Here is a 14,649-nt window from a genome sequence, read left to right on the forward strand (position 1 = left end):
TGGGCTGTGGACTCAGAGGTCCGCGTCCGCAGTCTTGCAGATGCGGGTGTGCCTAACTTGCCAAAACCCGAGGTCTCGAGCGCTCACGAAAGAGACGAACGAACTCTTCGTTCGTGTGATCTGCCTGTTTCTGCAGCTCAGTTCTGTCCGGCGCCCAGATCGAAAGGTCAATTCCGGCGAAATTTCCGAACCGCCTGATATCCGGCACTGGATTGCACGAAAATTCCTCATAGACGATGGGAAGCCTGGGCAATTCGAAGAGGCTGCAAAGATAGGCGATCATCTGGTTTGCCTCTGCAATGCCGGCGACCCTCGCCTCGATATCCTCGTATCGAAACTCGCTGCTCGCATTCGGCGTATCAGACTGAGTGCTGAACCAGCGCTTTGTTTGATCGGCTATTGAAAAGGATACAGCTTGTTCGACCAGGCCTCGGCGGGTCGCATGTACCACGCGTACACCGTTGAACATCTTGTCAATGCCAGACCTCAGCAGCATTGCCAGTTGATCCCAGGACGCTTTGAAACCATAAGCCGTCCCGGGCAGGCGCTCAATGTCCACGATCTTCATGATGTGATCGGGAAACGACGTGGAGCCTATGTCCTTTGAGACCAACTCGACAGTGTCAAAATTGAGATGCTCATACAGGCCACTGAACAGTCCGGTGGAGCGGATGTGTTCGGAAACCAGATTTGACCCGGACCTGTTGGTGAACGCGACGATGTAAAGAGTGGGGAAAAGCACACCGCCACTGTAATTCATGCGACCATCAAATGTCCGACGAATGGCCCGCTCATGCTCGCCCAGCGCGGCCAGTCGCTCATTCATCATTTGACTTCATCCCGCTCCGCTCTGTTTCATTATCATTCGCTAGTCTCTTCATTAGCACTGATCAATACAGTTTCAACGGAAGCGATCGTGTTTTGAGCACCCAAGCGAACACCATGATGCGCCTTCCACAGCAGGCGACGCACCACAGTCGAATTGAGCGCATGGCTAAGCCTCCATGATTGAGGCGTTCATGGAGACCAGCCAAATGGATTCTCTGATCGGATAGTGCTTCAACGCAAATCTATTGGCGAATGCGATCAAAATGCGCAGTTCGTTGATCATCTGAGCCGGAAATCTAGCACACGATCAGAAAGCTCTTTCCCCACATGCGCGCCTCGACTCTGTTCCTGTCAGCCGCTGCGTCTTGCCTCCACTTTTCGCTGGTCGCGTCTTGAGCCTTCATCAATGCCGATTCAACGAAAGCCGTTGCCGCCCCGGCATGGCTGGGGCGACATAGAAACAGCTTGTTGCGGATGTATGCGAACGGCGCCAAATTTCGCGGGAAAGCGAAGAAAGCGTTCACTGCATCATTCACGCCCAGCGTGAGCGGATTGATGAAATCATCAACAGCAACAACGCCCTTTTGTGCCAGGAGGTCTTCAGCCAAACGGAGATCCCAGAACACGTCATCACGTTCGTGCGACCCATCGATGCTTATGAAGCGCGGCCTTCCGCCATCCATCAACGCAAGCAATTCCGCCGCGCCATACGATGTGGAAAACCCCTCGACAAATCGTATGTCTGCACCAAGATGCTTAATCGATTCAAGATGATGATGAACCGCCGGGCGGGTGACATATTGGAAGGTATCTAGGCCTAAGATAGGATTTCCATTGCGCGCGGCAGATCTAGCCAGGATACTGAAGTACCTTCCAGCGAAAACACCAATTTCAAATATTGGACCCTTGACGCCGCCTTCTTCCTGCCAACGTAAAATATCAAACGTTCTAAATGCAGTCGCTTCTTCAAGCCACCCAGGGATTTTTGTCACTATCTCATTATAAAAATCGGTATCCTCATGACGTCTTTCCGCGACACCATCGGGAAACTTTTCGACTTTTTTACGAAACATTCTTTAGTCCTTCCGATGTTCTCTGGGACAATTGTTCATGCAGGGGAGTTGCCTCGGGCATACCACTCGAGGTCCGTGGACGATCCCGGATGAACGCTTCGATGAGCACATCATTGATCTTGGCTGGATCCGACATCGTTTCCAGCGGCAGGAGCAACCCCTTACGCAGGGCGCGCAGGCGCTCGGCAGGGGCTCCCATGTCGAACGTGCAGACCGGGTAGCCTGCCTCCAACGCTATGGACAGGGTATAGGAATAGGTCTCCGGCCAGACGGAAGGCAAAAGCGCTACATGCGCTTTCACGTCGTCAAGCGCGTCGAACACCTGATCCTCTTTGTAACCGCCGGTGATCTGGATTTCCGACGAGCCATTGAGCTTTTGGCTGCTCGTAAATCCAACGATCGAAAACGCGATGGGAAGCTCACGGTTTCGGGCGTCGTCGATGCAGGCTTCCAATATGCGGGCGCCCTTGTGGTCGCCGATGGCACCGATGGTGACGACTTTCAGCACGCCGCCTACGTATGGAAGAGCAACCTTACGGGCAAACGGCCTGTCCGACTCGGCGTGCGGACGCAGGACGATTTCGCGACCGGGATGATAGCGCGCCATGCGCTGGATGACGTCCTGGCTCGGCGCGGCCACTTCATCGGCTCCCGAAATGAAGTCACTGTATCGCTGCCGCCAGGCGTCGATGTCCGCCATGTCGGCGGAATGCCAGTCAGGATGAATGGTGCTGGGGGATGTGGGGTTTTCACCGATGCACCGGTTGCACTGCTCGGATCCTGTTTCACCGCAATAGTGCCCCGAGCTGTCGATCAGGGTTATCTGGGGGCAGACGGGCACATAGTCATGCAGCATGACGCCATATGTTACGCCCAGCTCGCGCGCCAGATCCGGAACCAGATCGAGGATCTTGCTTGACCAGCGAACTGTGCTGTGGACCTCGATATGCGAAACGATGCCCCGGAGTTGCTCGGCAAGCGTCGAAACGCTGCCTTCCACCGCAAAGGGTTCGAGATTTGCGAAATCGCCCCGCGATGCGACATTGGTGATTCTGAACGCCGTGCCATCCCGCACGGGCACGGCACATAGCAGCGCTTCTCCACTCGACATGCCGGCAGCCGCACGGTCAGCAAGGTAGCGATCGATGCCGCCACCCCAGCCGTGGGTAAAGCAAAGCACGACACGAGCAAGTCGACCCTCGACCAGACGGGCGATGTCCAGCCGTGCACGCGCAGCTTTGGCGGGATCGGCAGAGAGGTAACGCGCGACAGCGCCGGGGTATTGAGGGTGCTTCTTGACCAGCGCGCGGTAGCCGTCCTTCTTGGCCTGTGCAGCCCCCGAGCTGAATGACGTCTCGCCTGAATGGAAGACAAAGACATCCAGCGCGTGCAAGTTGCGCATGTTCTGCGCCTCGGCCCGAACGCAGAAATCATTCTCCTCGCCATAGCCGCGGCCAAAGGTCTTGACGTCCAAATCGCCGATCTTCGTGAATGTTGCGCGCGTCACATACATGCAGAAGCCGACACCCGTCGGCACCTCGACTGCGGTGCCCCGGTTTGCCGCAGCCGCATACTCGTCGATCTTGGCAAAGGGAACATCCAGTTCGCCCGGATTGTCCTTGCAGAATTTCGGATAGCTACAGATCGTGCCGTTGTTGGTGAACGGCGTCACAGTCGCCACCTCGCCACCCGTGACGTGATCTTTAAGCCGGTCGAGCCAGTCGTTGAAGACCAGGGTATCGCTGTTCAACAACAGCACGTCACGATCGGGATGCAGGGCGATGCCGCGGTTCACTGTCGCGACAAAACCCAAATTCTTCTGGTTTCGCAGCAGCGTGATGAGGCCCATCCCGGCAAGCCGATCGAGCGCGCGCGACAGCTCGGGCTCCGGCGAGGCATCATCGACAACGATCAGCTCGAGATCGGTCCTGTTCGTGCTCATCAGCACCGACATGATGCAAGCCAGCGTGTCGTCGTAGCCGCGATAGACAGGAACAATCACGTCAACCGTGGCAGACGACGCGACGGGAGCAGCGATATGAGCGGCCAACGCCTCGAAATCACCCCAGTCTGGAGCTGCCGGGCGAAATGACGGCTTGAAATGGTCGTCGCGACCGGCGCCCTGAAGATGCTGGCTTAGCAGCATCTTCGTCCTGTCCGCATTCGGATTGGCATTGAGATAGGATGCGGGATCGAAGTTTTCGTTCGGCCACCTGCCCTCCTTCTCGCCACGCTCGATGTAATGCAGCAGCGGGTTTCCGCCCCAGTTGCGAATGTCCGCATTGTTTTCAAGGTAGTAGGAAGTATCAAAGCCTTTGCATGGATCGCGCCCTTCATAGGCGCCGAAAAGCACATAGTGGACCACCGGCTCATGCCGGGAGGCGCCGACATCCGGGTAGCTGTCCTTGTACCACTTGCGGTCAAACAGTCCCGAATTGACCAGAGTTCGACAGATCTGCGCGAGTTCCGAATGTCCGAACTTACGCGCCAGGGTTCCCAGTGCACTGCGCCGACGTGCGGCCAGCTGTCCGTCCGAAATATATTCAGACAGGCGGTCATGGCGAATGCGATACAGGCTGGCTGCCTCATTGAGCCGCGCGATTTCGCTTCGGTGTTTAGCAGCTTCGGCTTGATGCCGGGATATGGCGGCCCTGGCCTCGGCCAGCGCGCGCTTTGCAGCTGCCAGCTGTTCATCGAGGGGTCGATCCCGGTCGTGATCCGCATCATCCGCATAGCGAGGCACTGCGGCAGTGTCCGCTTCGGAGCGTGTACGCTTTGCGGCCGCCAGCTCTTCAGTGAGGGCGACCGACTTGCGGTCACGGTTCGCAGCATCGGCATGAGACGACTCTGCCGCCGCTCTTGCCTCGGCAAGCATACGCTTTACGCCTGCCAGCTCTTCATTGAGCGCGACCCAATTCCTGTCGTGGTCCGTATCGTCGCCGTAGCGCGGAGCAGCAACGAAGTGCGGCACCAGTTCATCAATGCCATCCACCCGCTTGCACACGCTGGCGCGTTCCTGTGACGGGGCCTGGCGATCCGCCGGCAGGAACAGCAACGCTGTCTCATGCGCGACGCCGAACATGTTCTCCGGATCACCATTGCTGTTTTGGGCGTTGTAGGCGGACGTCGACACGAAGTACGCGGCATAGTCATGTGCGGACATCACATCAAACAGGCCCGAGGCATGCCCAATCGAGTTCACTTCGCAGAAGATTGCCGGTTTGTCGCGACTGATCGTCTTGAAGGCTCCTTTCAGCGCCAGCGACTCATAACCTTCGATATCCATCTTGATGAAGTCAACCTGGTCGAACTGATAGTCGTCAATCGCCCTGACTTCCACGGCGATGTCATTTGAGCCGGCAACAGTTCTAACCGATTGTGCCCCTGCATTCACGTTTCGATCGTCAGGCAACCTGCCGATAAATGCGTGCCCGGCTTTCTCGCCGATAGCCACCGCGTGAACACTGATCTGCCCATCGAATTGTCCAGCGTTGCGCGACAACAGGCTCGCCAATTGCGGCTGCGCTTCAAAAGAATGGACCCTCACGCCCTTGGAGAGGCTGGCAAAGGCACGCGCGTGAAGCCCGACATGGCCGCCAACATCCAGGACAAGACTGCATGGCGAGATGAACTGGGCAAGGAAGTCGATCTCGATCTGCGCCCACTCGCCGTACTTGGACAACGAATCCGCAATCGGACGATCGTGTACCTTGATAAACACAGGCCCATATCGAGTGGAGAACTCTGTTGTCCCCGTGGTCGCTTTCATTCCGCAGCTACTCTCTTGAAATCCCTGGCATGCGCACCTCCGACCAATCACGTGCTTGGCGGCGAGTCGAGAACCTATCCACTAACATCGACCAACGGGCTTATATCCAGCGCATCCGCTTCGGCCAAGTAGACATTGCAGACAGGCTGCATTCCCAACATGGCATCGGCGCCGTATCGGGCCACATGACACGTATCGCCACCGACGCAACGGCTGTAAGCACGCTCGGTACGGAGAAGTCGCGCGCGTCGCAAGCAGGTTTCCCCAGTGCCCACAAAGAGCGTTGGAGGCATTTCCGCCACCTTCCCACCAGCCACTTCGTTATTGCAATTTCATCTTTCAGAATTTACGATTCTCTAAATTAGACTTCACTTGGGGGGGCGGACTTGCGTGAACAACTTCCGAAACGAGGGCGGCGGCCGGCGGGGACCGAGGCCGTGCATATGAGGTTTCCATCGACCGTGCTGGACGCCGTGGACGAATATCGCCGCAACAAGCAGAGCGACGCCAGCCGGCAGGAAGCCATCCGGGAGTTGCTGCACGACCATCTGGTCCATGCGGGCTATCTGCCGGCAGAGTAGGTGGCGATTGCGGGCATGCCCGGTCGGCGACCAGCGCTGCCTGCATTTCCGCACCGTCACGGCATGTCCTCTTTGCGACAGAAACTTTCCTCTTGACGCCCGAACGCTAAACGCATATCGCCGTCCGTGGGCCACCCCTCCCCAACGAGGGGCCAACTATCTGGAAGGATAGAACCACGATGACGATCGTCGCCAAACCCGGACTCCGTCCGGCAAACCCCAATTTCTCCTCAGGTCCCTGCGCAAAACGTCCCGGCTGGTCGCTCCAGGCCCTCGCTGACGCGCCGCTCGGCCGCTCGCACCGTGCCAAGATCGGCAAGACCAAGCTCGAGCAGGCCATCGCGCTGACCCGCGAAGTTCTCCAGGTCCCATCGGACTACCGCATCGGCATCGTTCCGGCTTCCGACACCGGCGCCGTCGAGATGGCGATGTGGTCGCTGCTCGGCGAACGTGGCATCGACATGGTCGCCTGGGAGAGCTTCGGCGCCGGCTGGGTCACCGACGTTGTCAAGCAGCTCAAGATCGAAGACGTGCGCAAGTTCGAGGCGCCCTATGGCGAGCTGCCCGATCTCGGCAAGGTCGATTTCGACCGCGACGTCGTCTTCACCTGGAACGGCACGACCTCGGGCGTGCGCGTCGCCAATGGCGACTTCGTCCCCGCCGACCGCAAGGGCCTGACCATCTGCGACGCCACATCGGCGGCGTTCGCCCAGAAGCTCGATTTCCGGAAGCTCGACGTCGTCACCTTCTCCTGGCAGAAGGTGCTCGGTGGCGAAGGCGCGCACGGCATGCTGATCCTCAGCCCGCGCGCCGTCGAGCGGCTCGAGAGCTACAAGCCGGCCTGGCCGCTGCCCAAGATCTTCCGCCTGACCTCGGGCGGCAAGCTGATCGAAGGCATCTTCAAGGGCGAGACCATCAACACCCCGTCGATGCTCTGCGTCGAGGATTATCTCGACGCGCTGAATTGGGCCAAGGGCCTGGGCGGCCTCGATGCGCTGGTTGCCCGCGCCGACGCGAACTTCGCGGCCATCGACGCGTTCGTCGAAAAGTCCGGCTGGCTCGCCAACCTGGCCGTCGTTGCGGAGACGCGCTCCAACACCTCGGTCTGCCTGTCGATCGTCGACCCTGAGGTCGCCGCTCTCGACAAGGACGGTCAGGCGGCCTTCGCCAAGGGCATGGTCTCGGCGCTGGAAAAGGAAGGCGTCGCCTTCGACATCGGCGCCTATCGCGACGCGCCTCCCGGCCTGCGCATTTGGGCCGGCGCCACCGTCGAGACGTCCGATCTGGTGGCGCTGATGCCCTGGCTCGACTGGGCCTTCGCCAACCAGAAGGCAGCGCTCAAGGCTGCGGCCTGACGCCCTTGCCCTCCCCCGCGCGGGGGAGGTCGATCCGCACGGCGGATTGGGATTGGGGGCGCATGAGACTTTGCTCCCATCCCCGCGTTCAACCCATTCCCCCACCCGGTCGCTTCGCGACCGACCTCCCCACAAGGGGGAGGCAGACCAATCGCAAAGGGATTAAGACCCATGCCTCGCGTTCTCGTTTCCGACAAACTCTCCACCACCGCCGTCCAGATTTTCAAGGATCGTGGCGTCGAGGTCGACTACCTGCCCGACCTCGGCAAGGACAAGGAAAAGCTGCTCGAAGTCATCGGCCAATATGACGGCCTGGCCATCCGCTCGGCGACCAAGGTCACCGAAAAGCTGATCGCTGCAGCGACCAATCTCAAGGTCATCGGCCGCGCCGGCATAGGCGTCGACAATGTCGATATTCCTGCCGCCTCGCGGCGCGGTATCATCGTCATGAACACGCCCTTCGGCAATTCGATCACCACCGCCGAACACGCCATCGCGCTGATGTTCGCGGTCGCCCGCCAGTTGCCCGAGGCCAATGCCTCGACCCATGCCGGCAAGTGGGAGAAGAACCGCTTCATGGGCGTCGAGATCACCGGCAAGACGCTCGGCCTGATCGGCTGCGGCAACATCGGCTCGATCGTCGCCACGCGCGCCGTCGGCCTCAAGATGCATGTCGTTGCCTTCGATCCGTTCCTGTCCGAGCATCGCGCCGAAGAACTCGGCGTCGAAAAGGTCGAGCTCGACGAGCTGTTCGCCCGCGCCGACTTCATCACGCTGCATACGCCACTGACCGACAAGACGCGCAACATCATCAACGCCGAGTCCATCGCCAAGATGAAGACGGGCGTGCGCATCATCAACTGCGCCCGCGGCGGCCTGATCGTCGAGAAGGACCTGATCGCCGGCCTGAAAAGCGGCAAGGTGGCAGGCGCCGGCATCGACGTGTTCGAGGTGGAACCGGCTGAGCAAAACGAACTGTTCGGCATGGACAACGTCGTCTGCACCCCGCATCTCGGCGCCTCGACATCGGAAGCGCAGGAGAACGTCGCCTTGCAGGTGGCCGAGCAGATGGCCGACTATCTGGTCAAGGGTGCTGTTTCCAACGCCATCAACATGCCGTCCATCACCGCTGAGGAAGCGCCGCGGCTCAAGCCCTTCGTCAAGCTCGCCGAAGTGCTCGGCGCCTTTGTCGGCCAGGTGACGGAAGACCCGATCACCGAGGTCGAGATCCTGTTCGACGGCCAGACCGCACAGATGAACACCAAGGCGCTGATCAGTGCTGCGCTCGCCGGCCTGATCCGGCCGCAGGTCTCCGACGTCAACATGGTGTCGGCGCCGATCATGGTGAAGGAGCGCGGCATCATCGTCGCCGAGGTCAAGCGCGACAAGTCGGGCGTGTTCGACGGATATATCAAGCTGAGCGTGAAGACCGAGCATATGACGCGCTCGATCGCCGGCACGTGCTTCTCCGACGGCAAGCCGCGTTTCATCCAGATCAAGGGCATCAATCTCGATGCCGAGGTCGGCCAACACATGCTCTACACCACCAACGCCGACGCGCCTGGCATCATCGGCCTGCTCGGCACCGTGTGCGGCGAGAGCGGCGTCAACATCGCCAACTTCCAGCTCGGCCGCGACCGGCCGGGTGGCAATGCGATCGCCTTGCTCTATCTCGACGCACCGTTCCCCGAAGACGTGCTCGCCAAGGTGCGCGACCACAAGTCGATCGACTCGGCCAAGCGCCTGCAGTTCGACATCAACGGGATCTGACAAAGCCTCCCAAGGCACCAAAGGGCGCGGGCCGATCCCCGCGCCTTTTCTTTTCAGGCATCGGAGCTGTGTTCTTCGGCAGCCAAAAGCTCCTCGGCGCTCGCCATTTTCCGCCCGGAGTGCTCGGCAAGCCAGATGCCGCCAAGCACCAGCACGATGGCGACTGCGTGGTAGAGCTGGAAGTCCTCGCCGATGATCATCACCGACAACAACGTGCCGAAGATCGGCACCATGTTGATGAACAGGCCCGCACGATTGGCGCCGATGAGTTCGACACCCCTGATGTAGAAGATCTGCGCCAGGATCGAGGGAAACAGCACCATGTAGGCGGTGATCGCCCAGCCCGTCGCATCGGGCGCGATGGCCCTGCCAGTGCCGATTTCCCAGGCGACGAACGGAAGCGAGGTGACGAAGGCGGCCGATGTCATGACGATCATCAGGCTCAGCCAGTGGATGTCCGGCTTGAAGCGCAGCGCAACTGTGTAGGCACTGTAGACGAGAACGGCGATCAGCATCAGCGCATCGCCGAAATTCATGTCGAGCGCGAGCAAGCTCCTGAGATCGCCATGGCTGGCGGTCAGCGCGATGCCTGTCAGCGACAACAGGAAGCCCAGAATCTGGCCCCAGCTGACCCGCATGCGAAACAGGATGAAGTTGGCGGCAAAGATGACCATGGGCATGCCCGCCTGCTCGATGCTGGCATTGATGGCCGAGGTGAAATTGAGCGCGGAGTAGAGGGCGGCATTGAAGGCGGTGAAGCCTAACCCGCCCAAGGCGACAAGCAGCCAGAGCTGCCTGCGCGCCACCGCCCAGTCCACCCGGAGCCTGGACCAGCCGACGGCGCCGAGAAATGCGGCGGCGAACGCCCAGCGCAACGAGGTCAAAAGCATCGGCGAGGCGTGGCCCACGGCAAGCTTGCCCGCCACCGCATTGCCACCCCAGAACAGGGTGGTCGCCAACAGCAGGACATAGGCGTTTCGATGCATGCGGCCGGACTTTCGCTGGCGAGGGGCACCATGCCGGCCTAGGTGCTGGCTGTCGGCATGTAAATGCGCCCAAAGGCTGAATTTGTTGTGCCTGAGGCGGCAAAGAAAGGTCGCACATCCAATTGCTTGGCGTTATAGAGGCCTGTCATTTTGCACTGTTCGCGGCCTCAGCCGCGATGTCGGAAGGAAAATATTATGGCCAATGTGGTGGTCGTCGGTTCCCAGTGGGGCGACGAAGGCAAGGGCAAGATCGTCGACTGGCTGTCGGAGCGCGCCGATGTGGTGGTGCGTTTCCAGGGCGGGCATAATGCCGGCCATACGCTGGTGGTCGACGGTGTGGTCTACAAGCTGTCGCTGCTGCCATCCGGCGTCGTGCGCGAGGGCAAGCTGTCGATCATCGGCAATGGCGTCGTCTTCGACCCGCATGCCTTTGTCGCCGAGATCGAGAAAATCCGCGCCCAGGGCGTCGAGATCGGCCCCGATCGCCTGAAAATAGCCGAAAACACCGCGCTTATCCTGTCGCTGCATCGTGAGCTGGATGGCTTCCGCGAGGACGCCGCCTCCAATTCCGGAACGAAGATTGGCACGACCCGTCGCGGCATCGGCCCCGCCTACGAAGACAAGGTGGGCCGCCGTGCCGTCAGGGTGATGGACTTGGCGGATTTGGAAACGCTCCCCCAGAAGGTCGACCGTTTGCTGACGCACCACAATGCCATGCGCCGCGGGCTTGGCCATCCCGAGGTGACGCACGACGTCATCATGGCCGAGCTGACCTCGATCGCCGACAAGATCCTGCCCTACATGGACCGCGTCTGGAAGGTGCTCGACGACAAGCGTCGCGCCGGCGAACGCATCCTGTTCGAAGGCGCCCAGGGCACCCTGCTCGACATCGACCACGGCACCTATCCGTTCGTGACCTCGTCGAACACAGTCGCCGGCCAGGCGGCAGCGGGTTCCGGCATGGGCCCGGGCTCGATCCACTACGTGCTCGGCATCACCAAGGCCTACACCACCCGCGTCGGCGAGGGCCCCTTCCCGACCGAGCAACAGAACGAAGTCGGCGAATTCCTCGGCACCCGCGGCCACGAATTCGGCGTCGTCACCGGCCGCAAGCGCCGCTGCGGCTGGTTCGATGCCGTGCTGGTGCGCCAGGCGGTTGCCGTCAACGGCATCAAGGGCATCGCCTTGACCAAGCTCGACGTGCTCGACGGTCTCGACGAGATCAAGGTCTGCACCGGCTATATGCTCGACGGCGAACTGATCGACTACCTGCCGGCGAGCCAGGGCGCCCAGGCGCGTGTCGAGCCGGTCTACGAGACGCTGGAAGGCTGGAAGGGCACCACCGCGGGCGCCCGCAGCTGGAACGACCTGCCGGCCCAGGCGGTAAAGTATGTGCGCTACATCGAGGAGCTGATCGGCGCCCCGGTGGCCATGCTTTCCACCAGCCCGGAGCGGGATGACACGATACTTGTGACCGATCCGTTTGAAGACTAGTTTTGGCAACTTTCCGGCGGCTGATTTGCCGCCGGAATCGCCGCGGCCCAGAAGAAGAGATAGGTCGACGAGAGAATGGCAGACTTCGTAGCGGTTCTGAAAAAGACGCTGGATGGCATGGGCGACACCACGCCGGCGATGCGCGCGCGGGTGTATGACAAGGCCCGCAGCACCATCGCGGCCAAGCTCGCCGCGCTCAACCCGCAGCCGCCCGCAGCCGTTGCCGAACGCCAGACCAAGTCGCTCGAGGACGCGATCGCGATCGTCGAGGCGGAATTCCATCCGCCCGTTGTGGAAGACGATCCGCTGGCCGAGCTGGAAAACGTCTTTACCTCGATCGCCCGCAACAAGGATCAGCCGGCCTATACCAGGGCAGCACCTGCACCGGAGCCACGCAGCCCGGTGACCCCGGTCGCGCCACCGCCTGCCGCAGACCCCATTCCGGCCTACACGCCGCAGCAGCGCGAGCCCCTGCCCGACTTCTCGGCAAGCGACGATGACGAAGCGCAGGACGGCGAAGGCGACAACAACTTCGGCGACGCCGCAGCCAACAATGGCGATCCATTCGCCAACACGCGGCAGAAGCCGCGCAAGCGCATCAGCGGCGGCCTGATCGCAGCGGCACTTGCCGTGGTGGTGGTCGGCGCCGGCGGCTATGCGCTGTGGTCCAACCGCGATGCCTTTGTCGGCAGTGGCAGCGACACGGCGGCGGAAACGCCCCCGCCAACGAATGAAGCAGCCACTCCTCCGCCCGCCAATGGCGGCCAGGCAGCACAAGCGCCGGCAAGCGACGAGCCCGGCAAGTTCACCCAGCGCATGACCGCGGATGGCAAGGAGGTCGATCCTGGTCCGGCCAGCGGCAGCAACACCGTCGGCGAAGGCACCTCGGTTGCAGCACTGACCCAGCCGGCTCCGGCAACGCCACCGGCGACGCCCGAGACCGCGCCGGCAACCCCTGCCACGCCCGCAACACCCGCCGAGGGAACACCGGCGACGACAACGCCTGCGGCAGGCGAAAACGCACCCGTGGCCGTCGGCCAGAAGGCGATCTTCTACGAAGAGCGCACCAACGTCGCCCAAGGCTCGGCTGAGCCGGGTTCCGTCGTCTGGACGGTGGTACAGGAATCGCCCGGCGGCGACCTGCCGCCCGAGCCTGCCATCCGCGCCGAAGCGACAATCCCCGGCAAGGACATCCAGTTGCGCATGACCATCCGCCGTAACGCCGACAAGACGCTGCCGGCGAGCCATATCCTGGAAATGATCTTCCTGACGCCTCAGGGCTTTGACGGCGGCGGCATCGAGAACATCCTGCGCGTGGCGATGAAGAGCTCGGAACAGGACGCCGGCAATTCGCTGCTCGGCATTCCGGCCAAGATCGCCGACGGCTTCTTCCTCGTAGCGCTCAACGACACCAAGGCCGAGGTCGACGCCAATCTGAACCTCCTGCGTCGCCAGAGCTGGATCGACGTGCCGGTCGTCTACAAGTCGGGCCGCCGCGCGCTGTTCACGCTCGAAAAGGGCATCCCGGGCGACAAGGTGTTCGAAGACGCGATGAAGGCCTGGCAGGCCAAGGAAGCCGGCTGATCTGGAGCTTTCGCTGGCGCGGATGATCATCCTCCGCGTCAGTAGCCTTGGAACGGCGCGCCTGCAGGGCAACTATGACCGCCGCTTGCACGACGACCGAGACGTACCTTTCGGTCCTCGCGCGTCGTCTCACGCCAGAGATTCCAGCCGGCGGCTTAAAGTAGAAACCCCTGAAGTAAGATGTTAGGCTGAAGAACGCGTTCGGCCGCGTCCAGGCTGACGGATATGACCCAGCCGACGGAAAGCCGAACGCCTTCGGTATATCATGTGCGCTGCGACGACAGATCTTCCGCATCTCGGCGCTTCCGTCGCACTCACCGACGGCGGCCTCGAGACAACGTTGGTCTTCCTGGACGGGATGGACCTGCCGTGTTTCGCGGCGTTTCCCCTGTTGCTCGATGCGGCCGGCCGCGACAGGCTCGACGGCTATTTCAGGCGCTTTCTCGATATCGCCGAGCAACACGGGGTGAGCTTCGTGCTGGACACGCCGACATGGCGGGCCAATCCCGACTGGGGCGAGAAGCTGGGCTACTCCCGCACGGCACTTTCGGACATTAATCGTCGCGCCGTCGCACAGGCGAAAGCGCTGCGGGCGCCTTACGTTGCCCGCGGCATGACGGTGCCGGTCAACGGTGTGGTCGGCCCACGTGGCGACGGCTACCGTCCCGAGATGAAGATGACGCCGGTCGAGGCCTCGGACTATCATCGCGACCAGGTCGTCGCATTCCGCGACGCCGGAGCCGACATGATCAGCGCCGTGACCATGAACTACCCCGAGGAAGCGGTCGGCATCGCCTGTGCCGCCATGGAAGCGGGCCTGCCATCGGTGATTTCCTTTACGGTAGAGACTGACGGGCGATTGCCATCGGGCGAAAGCCTGGCGGAAGCGATCGAGATCGTCGATGACGAGACCGACGGCGCGCCCGCCTACTTCATGATCAACTGCGCCCATCCCAGCCATTTCCAGAGCGTGCTGGCGGAAGCCGGCAGCTGGGTCCAGCGCATTGGCGGCGTGCGGGCAAACGCATCGACAAAAAGCCACGCCGAACTCGATGCCGCAACAGAGCTCGACCCCGGCGATCCTGACGATCTCGCCCGCCGTTATCGCGCAATGCGGGACGGCTTCGGCCACATCAAGGTTCTTGGCGGCTGCTGCGGCACCGACCATCGCCATATCGCGGCGATCTGCGAAGCCTGTCTCTAGGCTGT

The 14,649-nt window shown here is 61.4% G+C and carries 11 protein-coding genes; 7 read left to right on the top strand and 4 right to left on the bottom strand.

The window, feature by feature from the left end; translation table 11 throughout:
- Positions 1–52: 52 nt before the first annotated feature.
- The 3 genes from Amn_RS25195 to Amn_RS25205 form a co-directional block, all read right to left on the bottom strand.
- Positions 53–826: a Stf0 family sulfotransferase gene (locus tag Amn_RS25195; RefSeq protein ID WP_286293034.1), complete on the bottom strand. Its 774-nt coding sequence runs from the start codon at positions 824–826 to the stop codon at positions 53–55.
- 298 nt (positions 827–1,124) lie between these two features.
- Complete coding sequence (locus Amn_RS25200; protein WP_286293036.1) at positions 1,125–1,901, bottom strand: class I SAM-dependent methyltransferase; 777 nt, start codon at positions 1,899–1,901, stop codon at positions 1,125–1,127.
- Positions 1,891–5,670: an FkbM family methyltransferase gene (locus Amn_RS25205; RefSeq protein WP_286293039.1), complete on the bottom strand. Its 3,780-nt coding sequence runs from the start codon at positions 5,668–5,670 to the stop codon at positions 1,891–1,893. The genes Amn_RS25200 and Amn_RS25205 overlap by 11 nt, the downstream gene beginning before the upstream one ends.
- Positions 5,671–5,699: 29 nt before the next feature.
- On the opposite strand from Amn_RS25205, the gene Amn_RS25210 reads away from it, so the two are divergent.
- The 4 genes from Amn_RS25210 to serA all read left to right on the top strand — a co-directional run bounded on the left by Amn_RS25210 (position 5,700) and on the right by serA (position 9,376).
- Positions 5,700–6,035, top strand: a complete 336-nt coding sequence (locus Amn_RS25210; protein ID WP_286293044.1) for a hypothetical protein — start codon at positions 5,700–5,702, stop codon at positions 6,033–6,035.
- Positions 6,036–6,113: 78 nt separating this feature from the next.
- Positions 6,114–6,251, top strand: coding sequence for a hypothetical protein (locus tag Amn_RS25215; protein ID WP_169808307.1), 138 nt, complete (start codon positions 6,114–6,116; stop codon positions 6,249–6,251).
- 179 nt (positions 6,252–6,430) lie between these two features.
- The gene (locus Amn_RS25220; RefSeq protein WP_263005816.1) at positions 6,431–7,606 is read left to right on the top strand and encodes a phosphoserine transaminase; all 1,176 of its coding nucleotides are present in this window, start codon (positions 6,431–6,433) and stop codon (positions 7,604–7,606) included.
- 171 nt (positions 7,607–7,777) lie between these two features.
- Positions 7,778–9,376, top strand: a complete 1,599-nt coding sequence (serA, locus tag Amn_RS25225; protein ID WP_154386623.1) for a phosphoglycerate dehydrogenase — start codon at positions 7,778–7,780, stop codon at positions 9,374–9,376.
- A 53-nt stretch (positions 9,377–9,429) separates the two neighbouring features.
- Here serA and Amn_RS25230 read toward each other — a convergent pair whose 3' ends face one another.
- Positions 9,430–10,362, bottom strand: coding sequence for a DMT family transporter (locus Amn_RS25230; protein ID WP_154386624.1), 933 nt, complete (start codon positions 10,360–10,362; stop codon positions 9,430–9,432).
- 195 nt (positions 10,363–10,557) lie between these two features.
- Between Amn_RS25230 and Amn_RS25235 the strand changes: the two genes are divergently transcribed.
- The 3 genes from Amn_RS25235 to Amn_RS25245 all read left to right on the top strand — a co-directional run bounded on the left by Amn_RS25235 (position 10,558) and on the right by Amn_RS25245 (position 14,644).
- Positions 10,558–11,856: an adenylosuccinate synthase gene (locus Amn_RS25235; RefSeq protein ID WP_067956749.1), complete on the top strand. Its 1,299-nt coding sequence runs from the start codon at positions 10,558–10,560 to the stop codon at positions 11,854–11,856.
- A gap of 75 nt (positions 11,857–11,931) precedes the next feature.
- Positions 11,932–13,440, top strand: a complete 1,509-nt coding sequence (locus Amn_RS25240) for a hypothetical protein (protein ID WP_067956745.1) — start codon at positions 11,932–11,934, stop codon at positions 13,438–13,440.
- Between the two features lie 265 nt (positions 13,441–13,705).
- Positions 13,706–14,644, top strand: a complete 939-nt coding sequence (locus Amn_RS25245; RefSeq protein ID WP_286293050.1) for a homocysteine S-methyltransferase family protein — start codon at positions 13,706–13,708, stop codon at positions 14,642–14,644.
- Positions 14,645–14,649: the final 5 nt, after the last annotated feature.

This window comes from Aminobacter sp. Y103A (genome assembly GCF_030294925.1).
GTDB lineage: Bacteria > Pseudomonadota > Alphaproteobacteria > Rhizobiales > Rhizobiaceae > Aminobacter > Aminobacter ciceronei.